Genomic DNA, 20,232 nt, shown 5'->3' on the forward strand with positions numbered 1-20,232 from the left:
CCACCTTCCGTAAAATTCATGTAAAGTCTGTTCATTTGTTTTTTCTTGATTTCAATTCTATTTTTTTGCATAATGATTACGGTGATAACGAATGGAATTACGAGCCTTATCAAAAGAAGAATATATTAAGTTTATCAATCAACAACGGAACGTCGATTTTTTACAATCATCCTATGCTGCAGATAAATTGATTGATGAAGGTTGGAATGTTGAATTTATACAAGGTATCGATCAAGACAAGATCAAAGCATGCGCGATGGTCTGCACCACTCATCTTTTGAGATATTTTTATTATGCTTACGTTCCTCGCGGCTTTTTCATCGACTATTCAGACTCCAAGACCCTGGCAGATTTTGTTAGCGCATTACGTTCTTATCTAAAAAAGAAAAAAGTGATCTATCTGGAAATCGATCCCAATATCATCTACCATCAGCGAGATAAAAATGGTGCCATCGTGAAAGACGGGCTAAACAATCAAATCATCATTGACAATCTGATTACTGCCGGTTTTTTGCAGATGCCAAATGTACAAGGATATGACACCGATCATCAATGCCGTTGGATGTCAGTCATTGATTTACGAAATAAAGACGCAGAAACGATTTTTTCTGAGTTTTCCACACAAACTCGAAATGATATTCGAAACGCTCAAAAGTTTGGAGTCAAGATCAGAGAACTTTCCATTGATGAATTGCCTTTACTAGATCATATGGAACAAGAAGCTGGTGAACGGCATCATTTTGAAACAAAATCGATATCTTATTATCAAACCATGGCAAAACATTATGGCCCTGAGCATTTAAAAACTCTTTACGCATATCTGGATTTGGAGGTTTATACAGACACTGTTCTCAAGGAACGGAAAAAAACCCAAGCTGAAGTTGAAGAACTACAGGAATTTCTTGAAAAAGCACCAAATTCAAAAAAGAAACAGCGTCGTTTAAAAGCTGCACAAGAATACTATGAAGGACTTCTTCGAAAAGAAGAGAATATAGAAAATTTGAAAGCTCAATTCGGAAATGAACTCCCGCTTGCAGCCTCAATGTTTATTAAATTCGGCCGTCAAATCGTTTATCTGTTCAGCGGTTCTGATTACAAGTATCGGATTTACAGAGGTCCATATGCAATTCAATGGCATATGATTCAGGAAGCCATTTACGAAGGATATGATTTCTACAATATGTATGGAATCAGTGGTTATTTTGAAAAAGGCCAAGATGGATATGGAGTCTTTGATTTTAAACGAGGATTCAATGCACAAGTAGTCGAACTGATCGGGCGCTATCATCTGGTCATTCATCCAATCCTTTACAAACTTCACAAGAAAATTCATAAAGCCATTTAGTCGGAATGATTTCCGACTTTTTTCATCTCATAATAAAAAGCGGCTCTTATAAATTAAGAATTCCGCTTTTCATTTCAAGTTTTACTTTTCAATAATGCTTTCGTTCCAGTGTTCGTTAGGTGCTACTCCTAGCAGATCAGCCACGGTACTGGCAATATTTGATAATCCTAAAGAATCATCCTGTTTCAATGTTACATCAGCACCATATACGATAAATGGAACGCGATTCAATGTATGCGATGTTTTAGATTTGATCGGAGCCCCTTCTTTTTTTGGCTTATCGTACATTTCATCCGCATTTCCGTGGTCAGCTGTAACCAACAAGATCCCGTTTACTTTATCGACTGCTTTAATCAAACGAGCCAAAGCTAAATCAACCGATTCCACACCAATGATCGTTGCCGGTAAACTTCCGGTATGACCTACCATATCCCCATTTGGATAATTCGTGCGGAGGAAATCATATTTACCGCTTTCGATTGCTTCAATTAATTGATCCGTGATTTCTGCCGATTTCATCCATGGACGCTGTTCAAAAGGAATAACATCACTAGGAATCTCTACATAAGTTTCTAAAGATTCGTCAAATTTTTCTGAGCGGTTCCCGTTCCAGAAATAAGTAACGTGTCCATATTTCTGGGTTTCAGAGATTGCATATTCCTTGATGCCATGTTTGCATAATTCTTCTGTCAAAGTATATTTTATTTTTGGCGGTTCGGTTAAATACTTGTGAGGAATATCCAAATCCGCATCGTACTGCAGCATACCCGCATACATTACCTTTGGATTTTTAACGCGATCAAATTTATCAAAGCTTTCATCTCCATCAAAAGCTAAAGACAGTTCTTGCGCACGATCCCCGCGGAAGTTGAATAAGATCACACTGTCACCATCATCGATCGTGCCGACAGGCTGTCCATCTTTGGCAATGACAAATCCAGGAAGATCCTGATCGATCACGCCTAACTCCTCACGATACGTTTCGATAGCTTGCGTAGCATTTTCAAATTGACGGCCTTCGCCCATGACATGGATATGCCATCCTTGTTCCACCATTCCCCAGTTAGCTTCATAACGGTCCATGGTAATCTGCATACGTCCACCACCGCTGGCGATGCAAGCATGGAAAGTATCATCGTTCAAGCCTTCCATGAAAGATTCAATGTCATCCACATAGGTCAAAGCACTTGTTTCCGGCACGTCACGTCCGTCCAGCAAAGCATGCACACGAACTTCTGTAATTCCTTCTTCTTTAGCCTGCGCAATCAATGCTTTTAAATGATTGATATGAGAGTGTACATTTCCATCACTCAACAATCCGATAAAGTGCATCTTATGCCCTTTGGCATTTTCTGCCAGCTCTTTCCAAGTCTTGGATTCAAAAATTTCCTTGGTCTCAATATTCTCGTTGACTAATTTTGCTCCTTGAGAATAGATCTGTCCACAACCGATTGCGTTGTGTCCAACTTCTGAGTTTCCCATATCTCCATCACTAGGCAGACCCACTGCCAAACCATGAGCACGAAGTTGTGTGTGCGGGCACTCATTCCATAACTTATCCAATGTTGGTTTATTCGCTAAGGCTACGGCATTTCCAAAGTCGCTTTTATTGATGCCGACACCATCCATTACCACTAGGATCACAGGTCTTTTGTTCATAAATGTTCCTCCATTTTATCGTTCTTAATATACCACTAACAAGGGCCGAATTCAACGAATTCGATAAGACTAACCAGCGATCCATCCTCCATCTACGATCAATGTATCGCCGCTGACATAGGAAGATTCATCACTGGCCAAAAAGAGAGCAGCATTGGCAATGTCTTCAGGCATTCCTGGTTCAGGCGCAGCTGCCAGAACTTTCTGTACCCGACCATAACCTTCCATATTAGGCATTCCCATGGAATGGCTGATCTCTGTCTGAATTCCGCCAGGCGCAATGGCGTTACAACGAATCTTGTCTGGAGAATACATAAAAGCAGTATTTTTCGTCATAGATAAAACGGCAGCTTTGCTGGCGCAGTAGATCACACCCGCAACCGAACGCATGCCGCCAACACTGGCAACATTGATAATGTTACCGCCGTTTCCTTGTTCTTTAAAAACAGAGACGGCCTTTCGCATAGCACACATAGGTCCATAAACATTGACTTTCATGACCTGTTCATATTTTTCATCTGTCGCATCCTTGATGCCGGACATATCATCCATGATTCCGGCATTATTGACCAGGACATCCAATTTACCAAATTCAGAAACAGCCAAATCGATCATTTTTTCATTATCTTCCCGTTTGGAAACATCTCCTTGGAAAATTACAATCTTTCCAGGCTCTTCTTTTAAGCTTTCTTTTAACGCTTCCAGTCTTTGATATCTTCTGGCCACGGCCACGACATAGGCGCCTTCTTTGACAAAACGTTCCACGATGGCTTTCCCCATTCCGGAACTTGCACCAGTTACAACAATTGATTTTCCTTCTAATCGCATAGTATGACCTCCGTTACCTATATTATATCAAAGATTTCAGGCAAGAAAAAAAGTGCTGCTCAGCACTTTTCTATTCTATCGGAGAAGCTTCCGCTTTGTTTTTCCCCCACATCTTTTCCCCTTTTGTATTCCAAATTCCAATTCCCGTTACGGCACATAAGATCGAGAAGACAGGGACCAGGAAGATAAACCAACAATATGGAATATAAGAGGCATCGACGCTCAACACACTCATAACATAGATCGTAGCGACTCCCCAAGGAACAATAGGAGCACTTAAGGTTCCGGCGTCCTCTAAAGTCCGCGACAGCACTTTTCGATGGATGCCCATCCGATCATAAGTTTCTTCAAACGTCTGTTCTGTAACAATGATGGAGACGATCTGTCCGCCAGCTGCCAGAAAATTGACAATGTAACAATACACTAAAGATGTAAAAACTAGGATTACGCGATTTTTAATAAACCGCAATAATACATTTTTGGCAATCACATCCAAAATTCCGGTTGAGGTTATGACTGCTCCCATCACTGAGGCCACCATGAAGATCCCTAAAAGTTCCATCATGCTGGTAACGCCGCCGCGATTGAGCATCGGATCGACAATGGATACACCCGTTTCAATACTAAAGCCATTAAAAGCATAGTTCATCAATTCAACAAACCCAACACCTTGAAACAACATCGCAAACCCGGCACTGACAATGACAGTCAATCCCATTCCCAAGATGGCCGGCATCTTGAATACCGACACCAAAAGCACCAGAATGGCCGGCACGATCAAGATAAGACTCATATTGAAGTTGTTTTCCAGCGTTGTCATGATCAGCTGAGATTGACTGGCATCCATACTTCCGCCTCCAGAAGCAAATCCGGCAATGGCGAATAATACTATCGCCACAGCAGCCGCTGGTAAAGTTGTATACATCATTGAGCCAATATGATCATACAGCGGCACCTTGCTGACGCCGCTAGCCATATTAGTCGTATCCGATAAAGGTGACATTTTATCACCCAGCCATGCTCCTGAAACTACCGCCCCGACTACTAACGGAATCGATAAATCCGTTGTCATCGCTATTCCGACCATCGCAAGTCCCATCGTCGCTACAGAACCAAAAGAAGTCCCGGTAAAAATAGAGGTGATGCTCGATAGAATAAATGCCAGGGGAACTAAAATCGAAGGCGAGATCAACTTCATGCCATAATACATCAATGCCGGCACTGTCCCTCCGGCCATCCAGATTCCTACAAGCATTCCAACCATGATGACGATCAGAAAGGTAGGTGTACTGTCGGCAATCACTTGTTTGATTGTACTCTCGATCTCATCCCAGGAGATTCCCAAGGCCAAGGCGATCCCTACCGCAACCACAGCTCCAATAAAAATGGAAACCGTCGTATTGACTCCCAGATTGATCAGTACGACCAAAACGGCAATGATCAATAAAAACGATCCTAACGCAAAGGCTGTTGTCGGTTTTTTCTTTTCTCTTTTCATTTTGATTCCCCCAATCTGCTTCCTAAGAATTCAAGAGCACTGTCCATCCGAGCCTTACGGTAATCCATCGATAAAAACCGATGTTCCGCACCCTCGACAATTGTCAACTTGGCACGCTCCTGATAGATCTCTTTTAAATGATAAGATACCTCTGGACTTGCCGTAATGTCCTGATCGCCATGCACAAGATTGACCGGTCCATCGTATTGGCTTGCGATGCGATACGGATCTAACCTTAAACAATCCTCATAAAAATCCAAACTGAGACGCAGCCCTTCTACATCGGCATATCCTTTCTGGTCAATATCTGAAACATCCATACCGCAAAGCATTTTATTTTTCAGATTATAGACAAGATCCAGCGCCGGACACCACAAGCTCAAAGCACAGACACTCTCTTTTCGCAAACCCGCCACCATGCTGGCAACGCACCCTCCAAGGGAGAGTCCGTGCAAGGCAACACGATTTGCGTCCACAAAGTCCAGATTTAAAACATAATCCAAAATATCGATTCCGTTTTGGATCTCTTTCGATACCGTGATATCCGAAAATGTTCCATCGCTTTCCCCGCTTCCCAGAAAATCAAAACGCACCGATCCAATACCCGCCAGACACAGCCGGCGAGAAAGTTCTGTATGTACAAAGTTGATCTCATTTCGGTCATCTTGAAAACCATGAAATAAGATCACAAACGGAACTGGACCAGATATCCCGTCAGGAATATGCATCATTCCTCGCAGTACATTTCCTTGACTGTTCAGTTCGACATATTTTTCCATACTGAGTACCTTCATTTCTAAAAATATGTTTTATTTTAAGCCTAGCCGTAATTATTGTCAACATTTCGTGAATATGTGTTTATATTCTGTGTACATATGACTGTGCAAAAAAAGGATCTCCTTTTACAGAGATCCTGAAATGTTCTATGCTTTTTCTTTTGCTTGTACAAGTTTCTTGCCAGAACCTAAAGTAATCATCAGGCCCAGCAGAACTAATAAGATCGCAACGATCAGCTGCAGACCATCTGTCAGGAAGACAAAGCCTCCAGTCACAAATAACTTCATACAAATGTTATAGATGGACATCAATAAGCTGGTCATTGTGATGATCAACATCAACGTCATCGGCACATACAACATGAATCCTTTTCTTCCGGTCACTTTTAAGAATACAGACAAAGTGATCAATACCATGGCCGCCAACAACTGGTTGGCACTTCCAAACAATGGCCAGATGTTATTGTATCCTCCAATGCTCAACAAGTATCCGCCAAGCAAACTGATTACCGTTGCGACATATTTATTCGTCAAGAACTTCACAACACTGCTTGGTTCACTGCCGTCTGTCACTTCAAAGAATTCCTGGAAAGACATACGAGAAATACGAGCTACCGCATCCAGCGAAGTCAATGCCAAAGCCGATACAAACATCGTCATGATACAAAGTCCCCATTCCTGCGGGAATCCAAAAGAAGACAACAAACCGGTAACACCGACAGAGAACTGTGTAAACGGAGTAGCTCCTTCTGCCAAAGCCATCCCGGAAAGAGTTTCATTCAATACGCCAGTTTCGCTTAAATTGGTCAAAGATCCTACTACAACAATAACCAATACAGCCAACAAAGACTCCAATAACATACTGCCGTAACCAACCTGCAACATATCCGATTCATTTTCAATCTGTTTAGAGCTGGTTTCACTGGACACCAAAGAATGGAATCCGCTGACGGCTCCACAAGCGATCGTTACAAACAAGGTTGGGAACAGATAGCTTCCCGTGCTGGAAACAAATCCTGTGAAAGCCGGTGTCGTAATGGTCGGATTGCTGATGAAAACACCTAATACAGCAGCTGCGATCATCGCAACGAACAAGAATGTAGTCAAATAGTCACGAGGCTGCTTCAAGAGCCACATCGGCGTGATGCTCGCAAAGAAAATATAGATAAATACCAGATAGATCCAAGTCTGTTTTGTCAAATACAATGGGAACGCGATACCTAATGCCAACATGGCTACGATCAACGCAATACCTAAAACTACTTTTTTCCAACCTTCCCATTTTACCTTCTTTAAGAAGTAGCCAAAGGCCATGGCCACGAAAACATATAAGATTGAGATCGATCCGGCCGAAGCACTCGGTGCTAAAGCTTGTCCTTCCGCATTAAATCCGTTGAAAGAGCCGGCAACCATATCCGCAAAAGCAGCAATAACGATCAGTGTGAACAACCAGGCAAAAATAAAGAATAATTTTCTTCCTGTTTTCCCAATGTAGTCTTCAATGATTTGTCCCATGGATTTTCCATCGTTTTTAACAGAAGCATACAAGGAACCGAAGTCTTGTACAGCCCCAAAGAAAATCCCTCCTACAACAATCCATAAAAAAGCAGGCAACCATCCGAAAACCAACGCCATAACCGGTCCGGTTACAGGTCCAGCTCCGGCAATCGATGAAAACTGATGAGCAAAGACAGACCATTTGTTGCTCGGAACAAAATCTGTACCGTCGTCTTTTCGCACAGCCGGCGTCTTTGCTTTCGCATCGATCCCCCAAGTTTTGACCAGATATCGGCCATAGGTCAGATAAGCCGCCACCAGAATCACGATCGTGATTCCTAATAAGGCTAATCCATTCATACTCTCTTCCTCACTCTCTTACTCTTCATCCAACAAACAAAAAAAGTTCCCGTCACTAAGACGAAAACTTTGCTTCGCGGTACCACTTAGTTTGCAGCCATCAAACTGCCCCTTTCTCATATCCAACAATATGAGTTCCTTTAACGCAGGACAAACGGATTTTTTTACTAGAAGATCGTTCAAAAAACCAGCTCACAAGGGATAATGCTTTATTTCCTTCCTGCACTGTTTCCACCATCCAGCGCTCTCTTTCAGGGGTGTAACACAAGCACCGTATCTTGCTCATTGCTTATTGAATGTGAATAAATAGTATCTCTAAAGAAAATGAAAATCAAGTCTTTTTTGAAATAAATTCATTCTTTTTCATGAAAATTTTTCATCGTTATTCATCGCTTCTGAAAATCAATTATTCTTTTCCTTTTGAGCAAATCGACTGACAAGAATCAAAGCCATAACTTATAATTACAGTACAAGTTTTTATTCTTAAAGAGTTGAATTTGTACATTTTAACACGTGAAAAATTTCTTTTTCACCATCTCCCTTTACTTATGGGATTTTCAAAAAAGCGGACCAAACTGGCTCTTGTTTTTTCATCAAAAAAACGTATACTTAGAAGTACATCGAAAAAAATAGTTGAACCTTCAACTATTTCAATAAAGAAAAGGAGCAATACAATATGAAAGTTATCAAACGAAGCGGCGAAGAAGTTACTTTTGATGTCCAAAAAATCGAAAACGCGATTCGAAAAGCCAACAAAGCAACTTCCCATTCCCAAATGAGCGAAGCAACAATTTTAAGGATCTCAAAGAGCGTTGAGGGTCAATGCGAATCCATGAACCGCAGTCCAAGCGTCGAAGAGATCCAAGATATGGTCGAAACAGCCATCATGAAAGAACAATACTTTGCGGTGGCGCACAACTATATCACTTATCGTTACGAAAGAGCCTTGGTTCGTAAAGCCAATTCCACTGACCAGCAAATTTTGAGCTTGCTGGAAAGAAATAACGAAGAGGTAAAACAGGAAAACTCAAACAAAAACCCTTTGGTGAACAGCGTTCAACGCGATTATATGGCCGGAGAAGTTTCTAAAGACATCACAAAACGTTTCTTGCTGCCGCAAGATATCATCGAAGCTCATGAACAAGGTTTGATCCATTTCCATGATTCAGACTATTTTGCTCAGCACATGCATAACTGCTGCTTAGTCAACCTGGAAGATATGTTACAAAATGGAACCGTCATTTCTGAGACAATGATCGAAAAACCTCACAGTTTTTCAACTGCCTGCAATATTGCTACGCAGATCATCGCACAAGTTGCCAGCAGCCAATATGGCGGACAAAGCATCACCCTGTCTCACCTCGCTCCTTTTGTGCAAGTCAGCCGCGAAAAGGCACGACGTGAAGTCAAAGACGAATTTGTCGCCATGAATATGGATGTCGACGAAAACAAGATCAACCAGATTGCAGAGATGCGTGTACGCCGCGAAATTGAAAAAGGCGTCCAAATGATCCAATACCAAGTCATCACTTTGATGACAACTAATGGACAAGCCCCTTTCGTGACCGTCTTCATGTACTTAAACGAAGTTCCAGAAGGCCAGACGCGCGACGACTTGGCTTTGATCATTGAAGAAGTTTTGAAACAGCGTATGCAGGGCGTAAAAAACGAAAAAGGCGTATGGATCACTCCTGCCTTCCCAAAACTGATCTACGTCTTGGAAGAAGATAATATCCGAAAAGGAAGCGAATACTATTATCTGACAGAATTGGCAGCCAAATGTACCGCAAAACGCATGGTCCCAGATTACATCTCCGAAAAGATGATGCTGAAATTAAAAGTGGACCAAAACGGAAACGGACAATGTTATCCATGTATGGGATGCCGCTCATTCTTAACCCCTTATGTAGATGAAAACGGCAATCCAAAATATTATGGACGCTTTAATCAAGGTGTCGTTACGATCAATCTAGTAGACGTAGCCTGCTCGTCTAAAGGAGACGAAAAACGTTTCTGGCAAATCATGGACGAACGTCTTGACTTATGTTATCGCGCTTTGATGTGCCGCCACAACCGCTTGAAAGGAACTCCAAGCGATGTAGCGCCGATTCTTTGGCAAGATGGTGCTTTAGCTCGTCTAGAAAAAGGCGAAACCATTGACAAGCTGCTTTACGGCGGATATTCCACGATTTCATTAGGGTATGCCGGCTTATGTGAATGCGTTCAGTATATGACGGGCGTTCCGCACACAGAAGAACCGGGCACCTCTTTCGGCCTAAAGGTTATGCAGTATTTAAATGACGCCTGTGCTAAATGGAAGAAAGAAAACAACATGGATTTCTCTCTTTACGGAACTCCGATGGAATCAACAACTTATAAGTTTGCCAAGAAGCTTCAAGATCGTTTTGGCATCATTCCTAAAGTCACAGACAAGAACTATATCACAAACAGCTACCATGTACATGTTACAGAAGAAATCAATGCTTTTGATAAACTGACTTTTGAATCGCAGTTCCAGAAGTTATCTCCAGGCGGAGCAATCAGCTATGTTGAAGTCCCTAATATGGAAAACAACATTCCGGCCGTTTTGGCTTTGATGGAACATATCTACGATAACATCATGTACGCTGAACTGAATACTAAGAGCGATTATTGTCAGGTTTGCGGTTATAGCGGCGAGATCCAAATCGTGGAAGATGAAAATCATAAATTAGTCTGGGAATGTCCAAATTGTAAAAACCGCGACCAGGAAAAGATGAATGTCGCACGTCGTACTTGCGGATATATCGGAACGCAATTCTGGAATCAGGGACGTACCCAAGAAATCAAGGAACGTGTATTACATCTATAAAAAAGAGAGAGGTTCTCTCTTTTTTTCGCAATAGAAAGGGATTCTTATGTATTACGGAAATATAAAAAAATATGATATTGCTGACGGAGAAGGTGTCCGCGTCACACTATTCGTTTCAGGATGCACCAATCACTGCCCCGGATGTTTCCAGCCCGAAACCTGGGACTTTCAATACGGGAAGCCTTATACCAGTCAAACCGAACAAGAGATCTTAGAAGCTTTGCAACCGAATTTCATTCATGGTTTGACCTTGCTGGGTGGCGAACCTTTTGAATTTGATAACCAGCGAGAACTCATCCATTTGTTGCGAAAGGTCAAAAAGGACTTCCCACAAAAAACCATTTGGTGTTATACCGGCTTTGTCTTGGATCAAGATTTATTGGAAGGCGGAAAACGACACTGTGAAGTCACGGATGAGATGTTGTCTTATATCGATGTTTTGGTGGACGGCCCATTTATCCAGGAAAAGAAAAACATCTCGCTGGCCTTTCGCGGCAGCGAGAATCAGAGAGTGATCGACCTGAAAAAAAGTCTACAAGAAAAGGAAGTTATCCGTTATTTGGATTAACTTCCTTTTTTTACTATTTTCCTAAAAAGCGATGACCATAGGCATCAGCGGCCAAGATCGCGTTATAAGTGGATTCCACAGTAACTTCAAACGGCATATTATGTAAGGTATCGCTTTCGGCACAAGCCAGTTCGGCCACTTTACGGATCTTTTCTTCCGTGATCTTCTTAACGCCCAATTGTTTCAACGTCACCGGCAGATCCACCGAGATGCAGAATTCAATGATCTCTTCTAATTCATCCATCGGAACATTTTCCAAAACCAGTTGAACGATCGTACCAAAGGCAACCTTTTCTCCGTGGTACATCGAATGACATTCTTCCAGCACTGTCAAGCCATTATGGATCGCATGCGCACCGGCAAGACCACAAGATTCAAAACCGATCCCCGAAAGCAGTGTATTAGCTTCCACGATCTTTTCCACGGCGGGTGTCAAAGCGCCGGCTTCCAAAGCGACCTTCGCTTTATATCCTTCCTCTAACAAAGTATTCAAGCACAATTCCGCCAAGGCAAAGGCAGCACTCGTCGCTTTTCCATTGGCGCAAGTCGTCGCTTCACTTTCTACACAGGCACGCGCTTCAAAATAAGTGGCCAGGGCATCCCCGATGCCGGCCATTGTCAAGCGAACCGGCGATTTGGCAATGATCTCGGTATCCAATAAGACGATATTCGGATTGCTTGGTAAGAATAAATATTCTTCAAAGACCCCGGCATCCGAATAAATCACCGACAAGGCACTGCAAGGGGCATCGGTGCTGGCAATCGTCGGGCAGATGATCACCGGTGTCTTTTGATAATAAGCCACGGCTTTGGCGGTATCAAAGATCTTTCCGCCCCCAATGCCGATCACCAAATCGCATTCCTTTTCTTTTACGATCTTTTCAATGCGGTGGATCTCATTATACGAACACTCGCCATGAAAGATCTCAAATTCTGCCGTACAGTCAACGTTTTCAAATCCCGAAAGAACGTTCTCTCCGCTGCGTTTCTTTCCGCCGGCACTGATCAAGATCAACGCCTTCTTTCCTAATGCAGCTGCATAGGAACCTAGATTTTTGATTTCGCCTGGACCTTGAATATACTTTCCAGGACTAAATAAGATTTTTGCCATAATTGTATGACCTCCTACTTTCATTCTATCAAAACAAGAATAGGAACTCATCCTGTTTGTCAATTATTGATCAAGCGAAACATCCTCACCGTTTTTGTGTTGCCGTCAACTCACGAATACGATAGACATTATACCCTTCATAATGGTAACTTACATCTATCCCTTTCATATAGACATCTCTATCATCTATTTTGTCTGTTAATGCACGTTTTAATAAAACTTTTATTTCTGTATCACGAACTGGGCTGCGTTCCATAGCGAAAAGATAATCTTGCTTGTTCACTTTACTCCAATCGACAACTTTATTGATCTCTTTCTTCAGAATAGCATCCAGCCATATTCTAGCGCTTCTTCCATTGCCCTCCCTAAATGGATGAGCCACATTCATCTCCACATATTTTTCAATAATTTCTTCAAATGTAGATTGAGACATGTTACTGATTTTTTCAAGAGCCTCCTCTAAATACATCACAGATGCAAAACGAAAGGCTCCTTTTGCGATATTTTCTGTTCGAATTTTCCCTGCAAAATCATAAATATCTTCGAATAAGTACCTATGTATATCCGAAAGGCCTTTGAAGGTCCCCACTTCAAACGTATCTATTAATCTTGTATCAAAAAGCAATGCAGCCTTCTCTTTACTGATTTTCTCTTCAGCTTCTGCCAATTGCACAGAATTAGTAATTTCTAATTTATTTTTTAAAGTCATCCACATCACCCTTTCGAAACAAGAAGCGGATCATTTCCATCTCGAATTCCTATATTTTCATTCCTTAGAAACTATTATACAAAAAAAGAAATCTTCTCACTATAGTTTGAAGGACGTTTTGCCTTCTACTATAGGAGAAGATCATTTTGAAAGATTTCAAATCTTTGTTTTCTTCGCTATTTTAGTTCATTCGTATGATGGGCTTTTTCCACTTTGCGCCAATCATCTTGATATTTGCTTAAGCAATCGACAAAGCGTTTGGCCACATAATGCGGACGAGTAATGGCAGAACCGACAACAACCGCATGACAACCTAAGAAAATGCATTTCATCGCATCTTCCGGCGTATACAAATGACCTTCCATGATCACACATGCCTCATCACCGAGCTCACGACACATCTGGGCCACCATGCGATAATTTGCCCCTTCGATGTTTTCGGTAGCGGGGGTATATCCATAAAGCGTCGGCGCCACGATCTCCGCTCCGTTATCCGATGCTCTTTTGGCTTCTTCAATTGTGGCACAATCCGCAAAGATCAAATGATCTGGATATTTTTTCCGCACTTCCTTAATCAGATCCCAGGCTTGCGTTCCTTCGTGCGTCGTTTCATTAGTGCAGTCCAAAGCAATGATATCCGCTCCCGCTTCTACGATCGCATCAACTTCTTTCATGGTCGGCGTAATAAAAACACAGGTATCATCGTGCCATACTTTGTACAACCCGATGATCGGCAAGCCAAGGTTTGCTTCTTTGACTTGGCGGATCTGTTCCGGAGAATTGATGCGCAAACCAACTGCACCGGCCCACTTGGCACATTCAGCCATCTTTACGACCATATCCGGCGTATAGATCGGTTCATCTTTTTGTGTTTGACAAGAAACAATCAATCCTCCCTTTAAACTCTCTAATAATGCTTTTTTCTTTGGATCTTGTGTCTTCATGCGTTCGCTCCTGTTTCTCTATATCAAATCAAAATGTTTCAAAGCACTGACAACACCATTTTCTTCGACGGTTTTTGTCGTATAGGTTGCGATTTCTTTTACACTATTCAAGGCATTTCCCATCGCCACACTGAGTCCTGTCGCCTGCAACATATCAATGTCATTGCCGCCATCGCCAAAAGAGATCGCTTCTTCTTTAGAAAAGCCGTATGCCTTCAAAACTTCTTCGACGCCTTTGCCTTTCCCACCGTTGGCCGGAATCAAATCACAAGCATATGGCCACCAGCGAACCACCTGAACATTTTTAGTATCATCCAAAAGACGGTGTTCCTCTTCCGGCGAGATGGCGCACATCATTTCATAGATGGATTCTTCTTGTAGAAACCCTACAAAATCATCCACCAATTCATATCGCTGACTGGCGGCCTGAAAATAGTCCATCAAGACGTCATCCCGATAATTGGAGGCAAACCTTCCCGGCTGGCATGCCACAACCGCCTTATTGATTCGTTTTGAATTTTCAAAAACTTGAAGAACATCCTGCGGGTGTAAAGCATTTTCAAAAAGCGTTCGCTCTTGATCAAAACAAAGCTGGCCATTAAAAGACAAAGCTCCGTCAAATTCAATGCCTTTAAATTGGGGCAAGACAAATTTTGGACGACCCGATGCCAAAAACAATTTGACCCCGTTTTTTTGAAGCTGTAACAAAGCTTCTAAAACCGGAGGATTCAACTCCAGTTGTTTTAGGGGCAACAAGGTCCCATCCACATCGAAAAATGCAATTTTGATCATAAATTGTTCTCCTCACTCACGACAAAATTTTGCGGCACTGGTTTGCCTTGGGGAAATGTATCTAAGAATACATTGGTAAATTGTGACAGGTTGGCCCATGTACAAAAGCCTTTGGTGTATAACTTGGAATGATCGGCCATTAAATACGCTTTCTCGCTTCGTTTCAGAACGGCCTTTTTGATCCCGGCCACATTGAGATCAAACGCCATCACTTCCTGACTTTCAAGATCCACTCCATTGGCGGTCATAAAACAGGCATCAAAATGAAAATGCTCGATCAGATCCAACGTCATTGATCCATACGAAGTATCATACTTCTTTGAAAATTCTCCGCCTAAAAGATAGATCTGCCCTTTAAAGTCCAACGGGAGTTTCTGAAGAAGATAAGTGTTTGACGTCACCATTTCAATATCACGATACCGCAATCCTTCGATCAAACCCAAAGGGGTCGTCCCTGAATCCACAAAGATACAGTCGCCATCCTTGATGACTTTCAAGGCGTTTTGGCAAATCATCTTTTTTGCTTCTTTATAGGTGTCTTCCTTGAACATCACGGCCGGTTCATTATACCGGGTCAACAAGGTGCTGGTATCCACGATGCTGGCGCCACCGCGAACACGGCGAATCAAATGTTGTTCTTCCAGTTCCTGCAAGTCTCGCATGATAGAAGACCGGGATACATCCAGTGTCTCCATCAGATCTTTGATCGAGACGAAGCTTTTTTCCCGAAGCTGGTCCATGATGCGAATCAATCTTTCCTCTGTTAACATCTTACCCTCCGATCTTGACCCGGATGCCTATCTTCTTTCCATATTCGACAGCAGGCATCAGATCTTTTTTATCCATTAACGGATATTGCGCATAGGAATACTTCATTTGAAGATTTTCCCATTTATTTTTACCTAACGAATGATAGGGCAACAGGTCGACCTCCGGAAAATGCAGAGTGGCTGCCCATTCAATGATCTTTTCTATTTGATCTTGATTAAAATCCCAAATGACCGGCATACGAACGATCACTTTCTGCGGACAATGTTTCGATAAATAGGCAAAGTTTTCCATGATCTGATCATAGTCAGCACCTGTGACATGGTACAACTTTTCCGGATCCAGATGCTTGCAATCCATCAAGAACAGATCCACATAGGGTTCTACCTTCTGCAGTTTTTCCAGCGAATAATTCCCCGTTGTCTCTAACGCAAGATGAAACTCTTCTTCGTGAATCCTCTGGATCAATTCAAAGCTTTCTTCAAACTGAAACAAAGGCTCCCCGCCAGATAAGGTAATTCCGCCTTGGGAGTTTTCATAATACTTTTTATCTTTTGTGGCCTCATCCAGGATCTCTTCTGCGGTCATCCATTTCCCAGAAATCTCTAATGCGTTGGGAATACAGGTTTGGGTGCATGTGCCGCATGCCCGACAAAGCGAATAATCAATATGAAAATCCGGCTCAAAGGTGATCGCTTTTTGCGGACAATGTTTTTCGCAAAGCCGACAATGAACACATTTTTTTTCATCATGCATCAAGACCGGCTGTACACCCCAAGTTTCCGGATTAGCACACCAGGGACAGTGCAGCATACATCCCTTTAAAAATACGGTCGTGCGGATCCCCGGTCCATCGTGAATCGCAAATCGCTCTATATTCGATACACTAATCATATAAGGTCCTGCTTAACAATTCGTCCTGGATATCTTTACTTAAATTCACAAAGACAGCCGAATACCCGGCAACGCGAACAATCAGATCCGGATATTTTTCCGGATGTTTCTGGGCATCTTCTAACTGGCCATGATCCACGACCGTGACCATCAGCTGACATCCGCCATTTTCAAAATAGGTACGGAACAAGGCTTTGACCTTCTCTTTGTCTTCGTGCATCATTCTTGGCGTAAATTTCATATTCTGCACACTGCCGCCATGATACTTGGCATCAAAATGTACCAGAGAATTGAGCACTGCCGTCGGTCCAGATTTGGCAGCACCTCCTTGAGGATTATTGGCCGGATTCATATACACGCCGCGATTGCGGCCATCCAGACTGGCATCGGTTTGGTGTCCCCAGTCGGTATTGGTCTGATTGTTGGAGATCACAATCAGATAATATCCAAGTCCGGCATCGATTCCGCGCTGACGAATGCCTTTGGCAACATATTCATAACAGCGATTAGCCAGTTCGTCACATTCTTTTTTATCGTTTCCATATTTATCCTGGTTAAGCAATTCTTTTTGAAGCGCTTCATACCCTTTGAAATTTGCCAGAGCGGCTTGATTCAGCTCTTCCAGCGTGTATTTTTTCTTGTCATAAACGAGTTTCTTGATCGCATATAAGGCATCGCTGGCATTGATATTGCCGTAAGTCTCATTGGTTCCGCCCAGGATCTCGACACCGCCATCCAACAGGGCTTTTTCCCGTGCGATACAATCGTCCATCAAGATGGAGCTGAACAAGAAGCTGACTTCCTGATTCATGATCTTGTAAGAATATTTCTGCGCATCAATGCTCAAATCAAAATAGTAGTCTTGGACCGCTTCATATTGTTTCATCAGATCTTCAAAGGTCTTGAGCTGCGATAACGGCTTGCACGCAACCGGACCCGCTTTATAGATCCCGTCCATCGGATCGATGCCTTCATTGAGGGCAATCTGAAGAAGTTTGAGCATATTCAGTAAAGTATTCGGCGTTCCGACACTCTTGCCTTGGATCACAAATTCCCCGCAGCCAAAAGGAACATACTGTTCGGCAATCTCTTCTGGGACCCGCATCGCATACTGAACGGCCGGTACATTGACATCATCATTATATAAAGTAGGATAAGTGGCCCCGGAAGCAATACACTCATAAGCCATATCCAAGATATCGTCCGGCGTCATATGATCAAAACGCAAGGTGAACTGCGGTTCCACATAACGAGTTTCTTTGCATACTTTCAAACACAAACGGCAGAACAAATCACAGGCTTCCACATCTTGACGACCTCTTCCGCCCACAATGATACGGCCATTGACGGTGGTACGGCGGTTTTCGATCATTTTCCAGAGGGAGGCGATATAACGCAATGCCTGTTCCTCGTTTAAAGGTCCGGAATCCATATCTTTTTTCAGATAAGGCCCTAAGACCATATCCATGCGGCCATAATTGATACAGCCGGCACACAAGGCATAAAGCCAAAACAGCTGCAAGGCCTGATGGAAGGTGGCAGGCTTATGATCTTTGATCCAAATTAGATCGGCTTCCATCAAATCAAGATCTTGAAGCCATGCCAGATCGGCATTTTGTTTGGCCTTTTTTACCAGCTCGATCTGTTTTTCGATCACTTGTTTGAATAAAAACAGAGCTTCCTGACTTGCCTGGATAAAAGCATTTTGGTGATGATGTTTTAATTCTTCCAATAAGCCGTCAATGCCTAAACGCATTAGTTTTTGATAATCCAACATCATCCCGGATAATCTGGCCGTTGCCATAAACGGATATTGGCAGTCGATAAATCGTCCGGTCGTATCTGGTGTCAGTACATCCTGGCAATAGATGGATTTGACATCATGGTCTTGCCAGTAATCATAAAGAGTATCGACGCGTTTCTTTTGTTCTTCGGTATGTAAAAGGGATTTAAACGCTCTTAGTTTATGAAAGACACAGTAATGACCAACCCCTCCAATAGAAGTTACACTGCCAAAACCAATCGGAAGAAAATCCAATCGACCCGCAATCAGATCACCTGGTTCTAAAGAACGAAACAATCGAGGAAAGATCACTTTTAAACAATTGATTTCACGAAGGGCCTTATCGAGTCCCGCGCTTTCTTTATGGACCCGAGTATATTCTTCCATGATCTCTAATTGTTCTTCTGGGGATTTCTCACTGGGAATGGGTTTGGAGACTTCGACATTCTGTTCTCCATCAATATTGATATGAGCCATAACCATGCCTCCTTTGTGATTTCAGAATAGCACACAGATCATTCATATTCAATCAGTTTTATTCATAATCGTTCATATTTTATCAAGATTTTACATAAAAAAGGAGCTCCTATTCGGTAGCTCCATATTCAGCGTAATACGCATCGATTCGTGTTTTGATCTTTGGATCCAGTGCATTCTTAGATTCTAGGTATTCCACAACCTCCGGCATTGAAACAATAGCCGCTGTCGGGAATCCATACAATTCACTCACTTCCGTTAAAGCCGTCTTGTTCCCTTTTCCTTTTTCGTTTCGATTCAAAGAAACCATCAGTCCCACGATTTCAACATGGGCTGCCCCGCGTACTTTTGGTACGGTTTCTTCCATTGATTTACCGGATGTCGTTACATCCTCGATCATGACCACACGATCTCCGTCCTGTAATTTAGATCCTAAGAAACTTCCTTTATCGGCACCATGATCTTTTTCTTCTTTTCGGTCCGAACAATAGCGAACTTCCATCCCGTATAGTTCATATAACGCAATCGAAGTGACGACCGCCAAAGGGATTCCTTTATAGGCCGGTCCAAATAAAACGTCAAAATCTTTTCCATACGTGTTGACGATCGCATGGGCATAATATTCTCCTAATTTCTTTAACTGATATCCGGTCACATACCCGCCGGCATTCATAAAGAAAGGACTCTTTCTTCCTGATTTTAAAGTAAAGTCTCCAAACTTCAACACTTTACTTTCTAACATAAAATCGACAAACTCTTGTTTATATTGTTCCATGTGTCTCGCTCCTTTATTTTCTCATTCATTCTATCATGATTTATCTTTTTCCAAAACATATCCTTGAATTTAGCGATGCGCATTTCGGTAACAGTCACGGATCGGATCCGGCATTCGAGTTTCAAAATCATGTCGCAGATTCTTTTCCGTTCCTTCTTGACAGGCTGTGTCATAATACCAGCATTTATACTCTACCATATCCAATGTTTTCTGAAGCTCTTCCATTTGTTTTTGAATCTGCTGACGCTGTTGATAAAACATTTGTTTTCTTTTTTCCAGAGTCGCATCCCCTTGAGCACACCAATCCATGAATTCACGGATTTCTTTGATCTGCATGCCCGATTTTTTTAAACATTCAATCACCCGCAAGGCTTCAATGGATTGATCATTGAATTTACGTATTCCAGATGGCTCCCTTTCCAAATCCCGAAATAAACCCTCTTTGTCGTAATATCGCAATGTGGGAATCGGCAAATCAAACATTTTTGATACTTGTCCAATCGAATACATAAAATTTCCTCATCTTTCTATTGACCTAAAGTTAGGTTTAGGTTGTACCTTTATGATAGTTCTACTAAAGAACCTTGTCAAGGAGGA

Annotated in this window: 17 protein-coding genes and 1 other annotated feature; of the genes, 3 read left to right on the forward strand and 14 right to left on the reverse strand. The window is 42.3% G+C overall.

Annotation, left to right across the window (positions count from 1 at the left end; all coding sequences use genetic code 11):
* The first annotated feature begins 91 nt into the window (after positions 1-91).
* Positions 92-1,345 (forward strand): peptidoglycan bridge formation glycyltransferase FemA/FemB family protein, encoded by a 1,254-nt coding sequence (locus HNQ43_RS01285; protein WP_183374012.1) that lies wholly within the window; start codon positions 92-94, stop codon positions 1,343-1,345.
* Between the two features lie 81 nt (positions 1,346-1,426).
* Here HNQ43_RS01285 and gpmI read toward each other — a convergent pair whose 3' ends face one another.
* From gpmI to HNQ43_RS01310, 5 genes are all read right to left on the reverse strand, one after another.
* Positions 1,427-3,004: a 2,3-bisphosphoglycerate-independent phosphoglycerate mutase gene (gene gpmI, locus HNQ43_RS01290; protein ID WP_183374014.1), complete on the reverse strand. Its 1,578-nt coding sequence runs from the start codon at positions 3,002-3,004 to the stop codon at positions 1,427-1,429.
* Positions 3,005-3,073: 69 nt separating this feature from the next.
* On the reverse strand, positions 3,074-3,832 hold the full coding sequence (locus tag HNQ43_RS01295) for a glucose 1-dehydrogenase (RefSeq protein WP_183374016.1): 759 nt from the start codon (positions 3,830-3,832) through the stop codon (positions 3,074-3,076).
* Between the two features lie 70 nt (positions 3,833-3,902).
* Positions 3,903-5,330 (reverse strand): Na+/H+ antiporter NhaC, encoded by a 1,428-nt coding sequence (nhaC, locus tag HNQ43_RS01300; RefSeq protein ID WP_183374018.1) that lies wholly within the window; start codon positions 5,328-5,330, stop codon positions 3,903-3,905.
* Positions 5,327-6,109 (reverse strand): alpha/beta hydrolase, encoded by a 783-nt coding sequence (locus HNQ43_RS01305; protein WP_183374020.1) that lies wholly within the window; start codon positions 6,107-6,109, stop codon positions 5,327-5,329. Before HNQ43_RS01305 ends, nhaC begins: the two co-directional genes overlap by 4 nt.
* Positions 6,110-6,253: 144 nt before the next feature.
* Entirely contained in the window at positions 6,254-7,963 is a 1,710-nt protein-coding gene (locus HNQ43_RS01310) for a carbon starvation CstA family protein (protein ID WP_183374022.1), read from the reverse strand.
* A 53-nt stretch (positions 7,964-8,016) separates the two neighbouring features.
* Positions 8,017-8,258 (reverse strand) — a binding site (T-box leader).
* Between the two features lie 381 nt (positions 8,259-8,639).
* On the opposite strand from HNQ43_RS01310, the gene nrdD reads away from it, so the two are divergent.
* Together nrdD and nrdG are read left to right on the forward strand one after the other, a co-directional pair.
* On the forward strand, positions 8,640-10,814 hold the full coding sequence (gene nrdD, locus HNQ43_RS01315; protein WP_183374024.1) for an anaerobic ribonucleoside-triphosphate reductase: 2,175 nt from the start codon (positions 8,640-8,642) through the stop codon (positions 10,812-10,814).
* A 46-nt stretch (positions 10,815-10,860) separates the two neighbouring features.
* Entirely contained in the window at positions 10,861-11,382 is a 522-nt protein-coding gene (gene nrdG / locus HNQ43_RS01320; protein ID WP_183374026.1) for an anaerobic ribonucleoside-triphosphate reductase activating protein, read from the forward strand.
* Positions 11,383-11,395: 13 nt separating this feature from the next.
* Here the strand turns inward: nrdG and HNQ43_RS01325 are convergent, their stop codons facing one another.
* The 9 genes from HNQ43_RS01325 to HNQ43_RS01365 form a co-directional block, all read right to left on the reverse strand.
* Positions 11,396-12,493 carry a glycerol dehydrogenase gene (locus HNQ43_RS01325; protein WP_183374028.1) on the reverse strand — a complete coding sequence of 366 codons (1,098 nt, stop codon included), beginning with the start codon at positions 12,491-12,493 and terminating at the stop codon, positions 11,396-11,398.
* Positions 12,494-12,578: 85 nt separating this feature from the next.
* The gene (gene fic, locus HNQ43_RS01330; RefSeq protein WP_183374030.1) at positions 12,579-13,202 is read right to left on the reverse strand and encodes a protein adenylyltransferase Fic; all 624 of its coding nucleotides are present in this window, start codon (positions 13,200-13,202) and stop codon (positions 12,579-12,581) included.
* 176 nt (positions 13,203-13,378) lie between these two features.
* Positions 13,379-14,146, reverse strand: a complete 768-nt coding sequence (locus tag HNQ43_RS01335) for an N-acetylmannosamine-6-phosphate 2-epimerase (RefSeq protein WP_183374032.1) — start codon at positions 14,144-14,146, stop codon at positions 13,379-13,381.
* 18 nt (positions 14,147-14,164) lie between these two features.
* Positions 14,165-14,938, reverse strand: a complete 774-nt coding sequence (locus HNQ43_RS01340; RefSeq protein ID WP_183374034.1) for a Cof-type HAD-IIB family hydrolase — start codon at positions 14,936-14,938, stop codon at positions 14,165-14,167.
* Positions 14,935-15,708, reverse strand: a complete 774-nt coding sequence (locus HNQ43_RS01345) for a DeoR/GlpR family DNA-binding transcription regulator (RefSeq protein WP_183374036.1) — start codon at positions 15,706-15,708, stop codon at positions 14,935-14,937. The genes HNQ43_RS01340 and HNQ43_RS01345 overlap by 4 nt, the downstream gene beginning before the upstream one ends.
* A 1-nt stretch (position 15,709) precedes the next feature.
* Positions 15,710-16,600 carry a glycyl-radical enzyme activating protein gene (locus tag HNQ43_RS01350; RefSeq protein WP_183374038.1) on the reverse strand — a complete coding sequence of 297 codons (891 nt, stop codon included), beginning with the start codon at positions 16,598-16,600 and terminating at the stop codon, positions 15,710-15,712.
* The gene (locus HNQ43_RS01355; protein ID WP_183374040.1) at positions 16,593-18,860 is read right to left on the reverse strand and encodes a pyruvate formate lyase family protein; all 2,268 of its coding nucleotides are present in this window, start codon (positions 18,858-18,860) and stop codon (positions 16,593-16,595) included. Before HNQ43_RS01355 ends, HNQ43_RS01350 begins: the two co-directional genes overlap by 8 nt.
* A 109-nt stretch (positions 18,861-18,969) precedes the next feature.
* Complete coding sequence (gene pyrE, locus HNQ43_RS01360; RefSeq protein WP_183374042.1) at positions 18,970-19,635, reverse strand: orotate phosphoribosyltransferase; 666 nt, start codon at positions 19,633-19,635, stop codon at positions 18,970-18,972.
* 69 nt (positions 19,636-19,704) lie between these two features.
* On the reverse strand, positions 19,705-20,145 hold the full coding sequence (locus HNQ43_RS01365) for a MerR family transcriptional regulator (protein WP_183374044.1): 441 nt from the start codon (positions 20,143-20,145) through the stop codon (positions 19,705-19,707).
* Positions 20,146-20,232: the final 87 nt, after the last annotated feature.

This window comes from Faecalicoccus acidiformans, assembly GCF_014202635.1.
GTDB classification, from domain to species: Bacteria; Bacillota_I; Bacilli_A; order Erysipelotrichales; family Erysipelotrichaceae; genus Faecalicoccus; species Faecalicoccus acidiformans.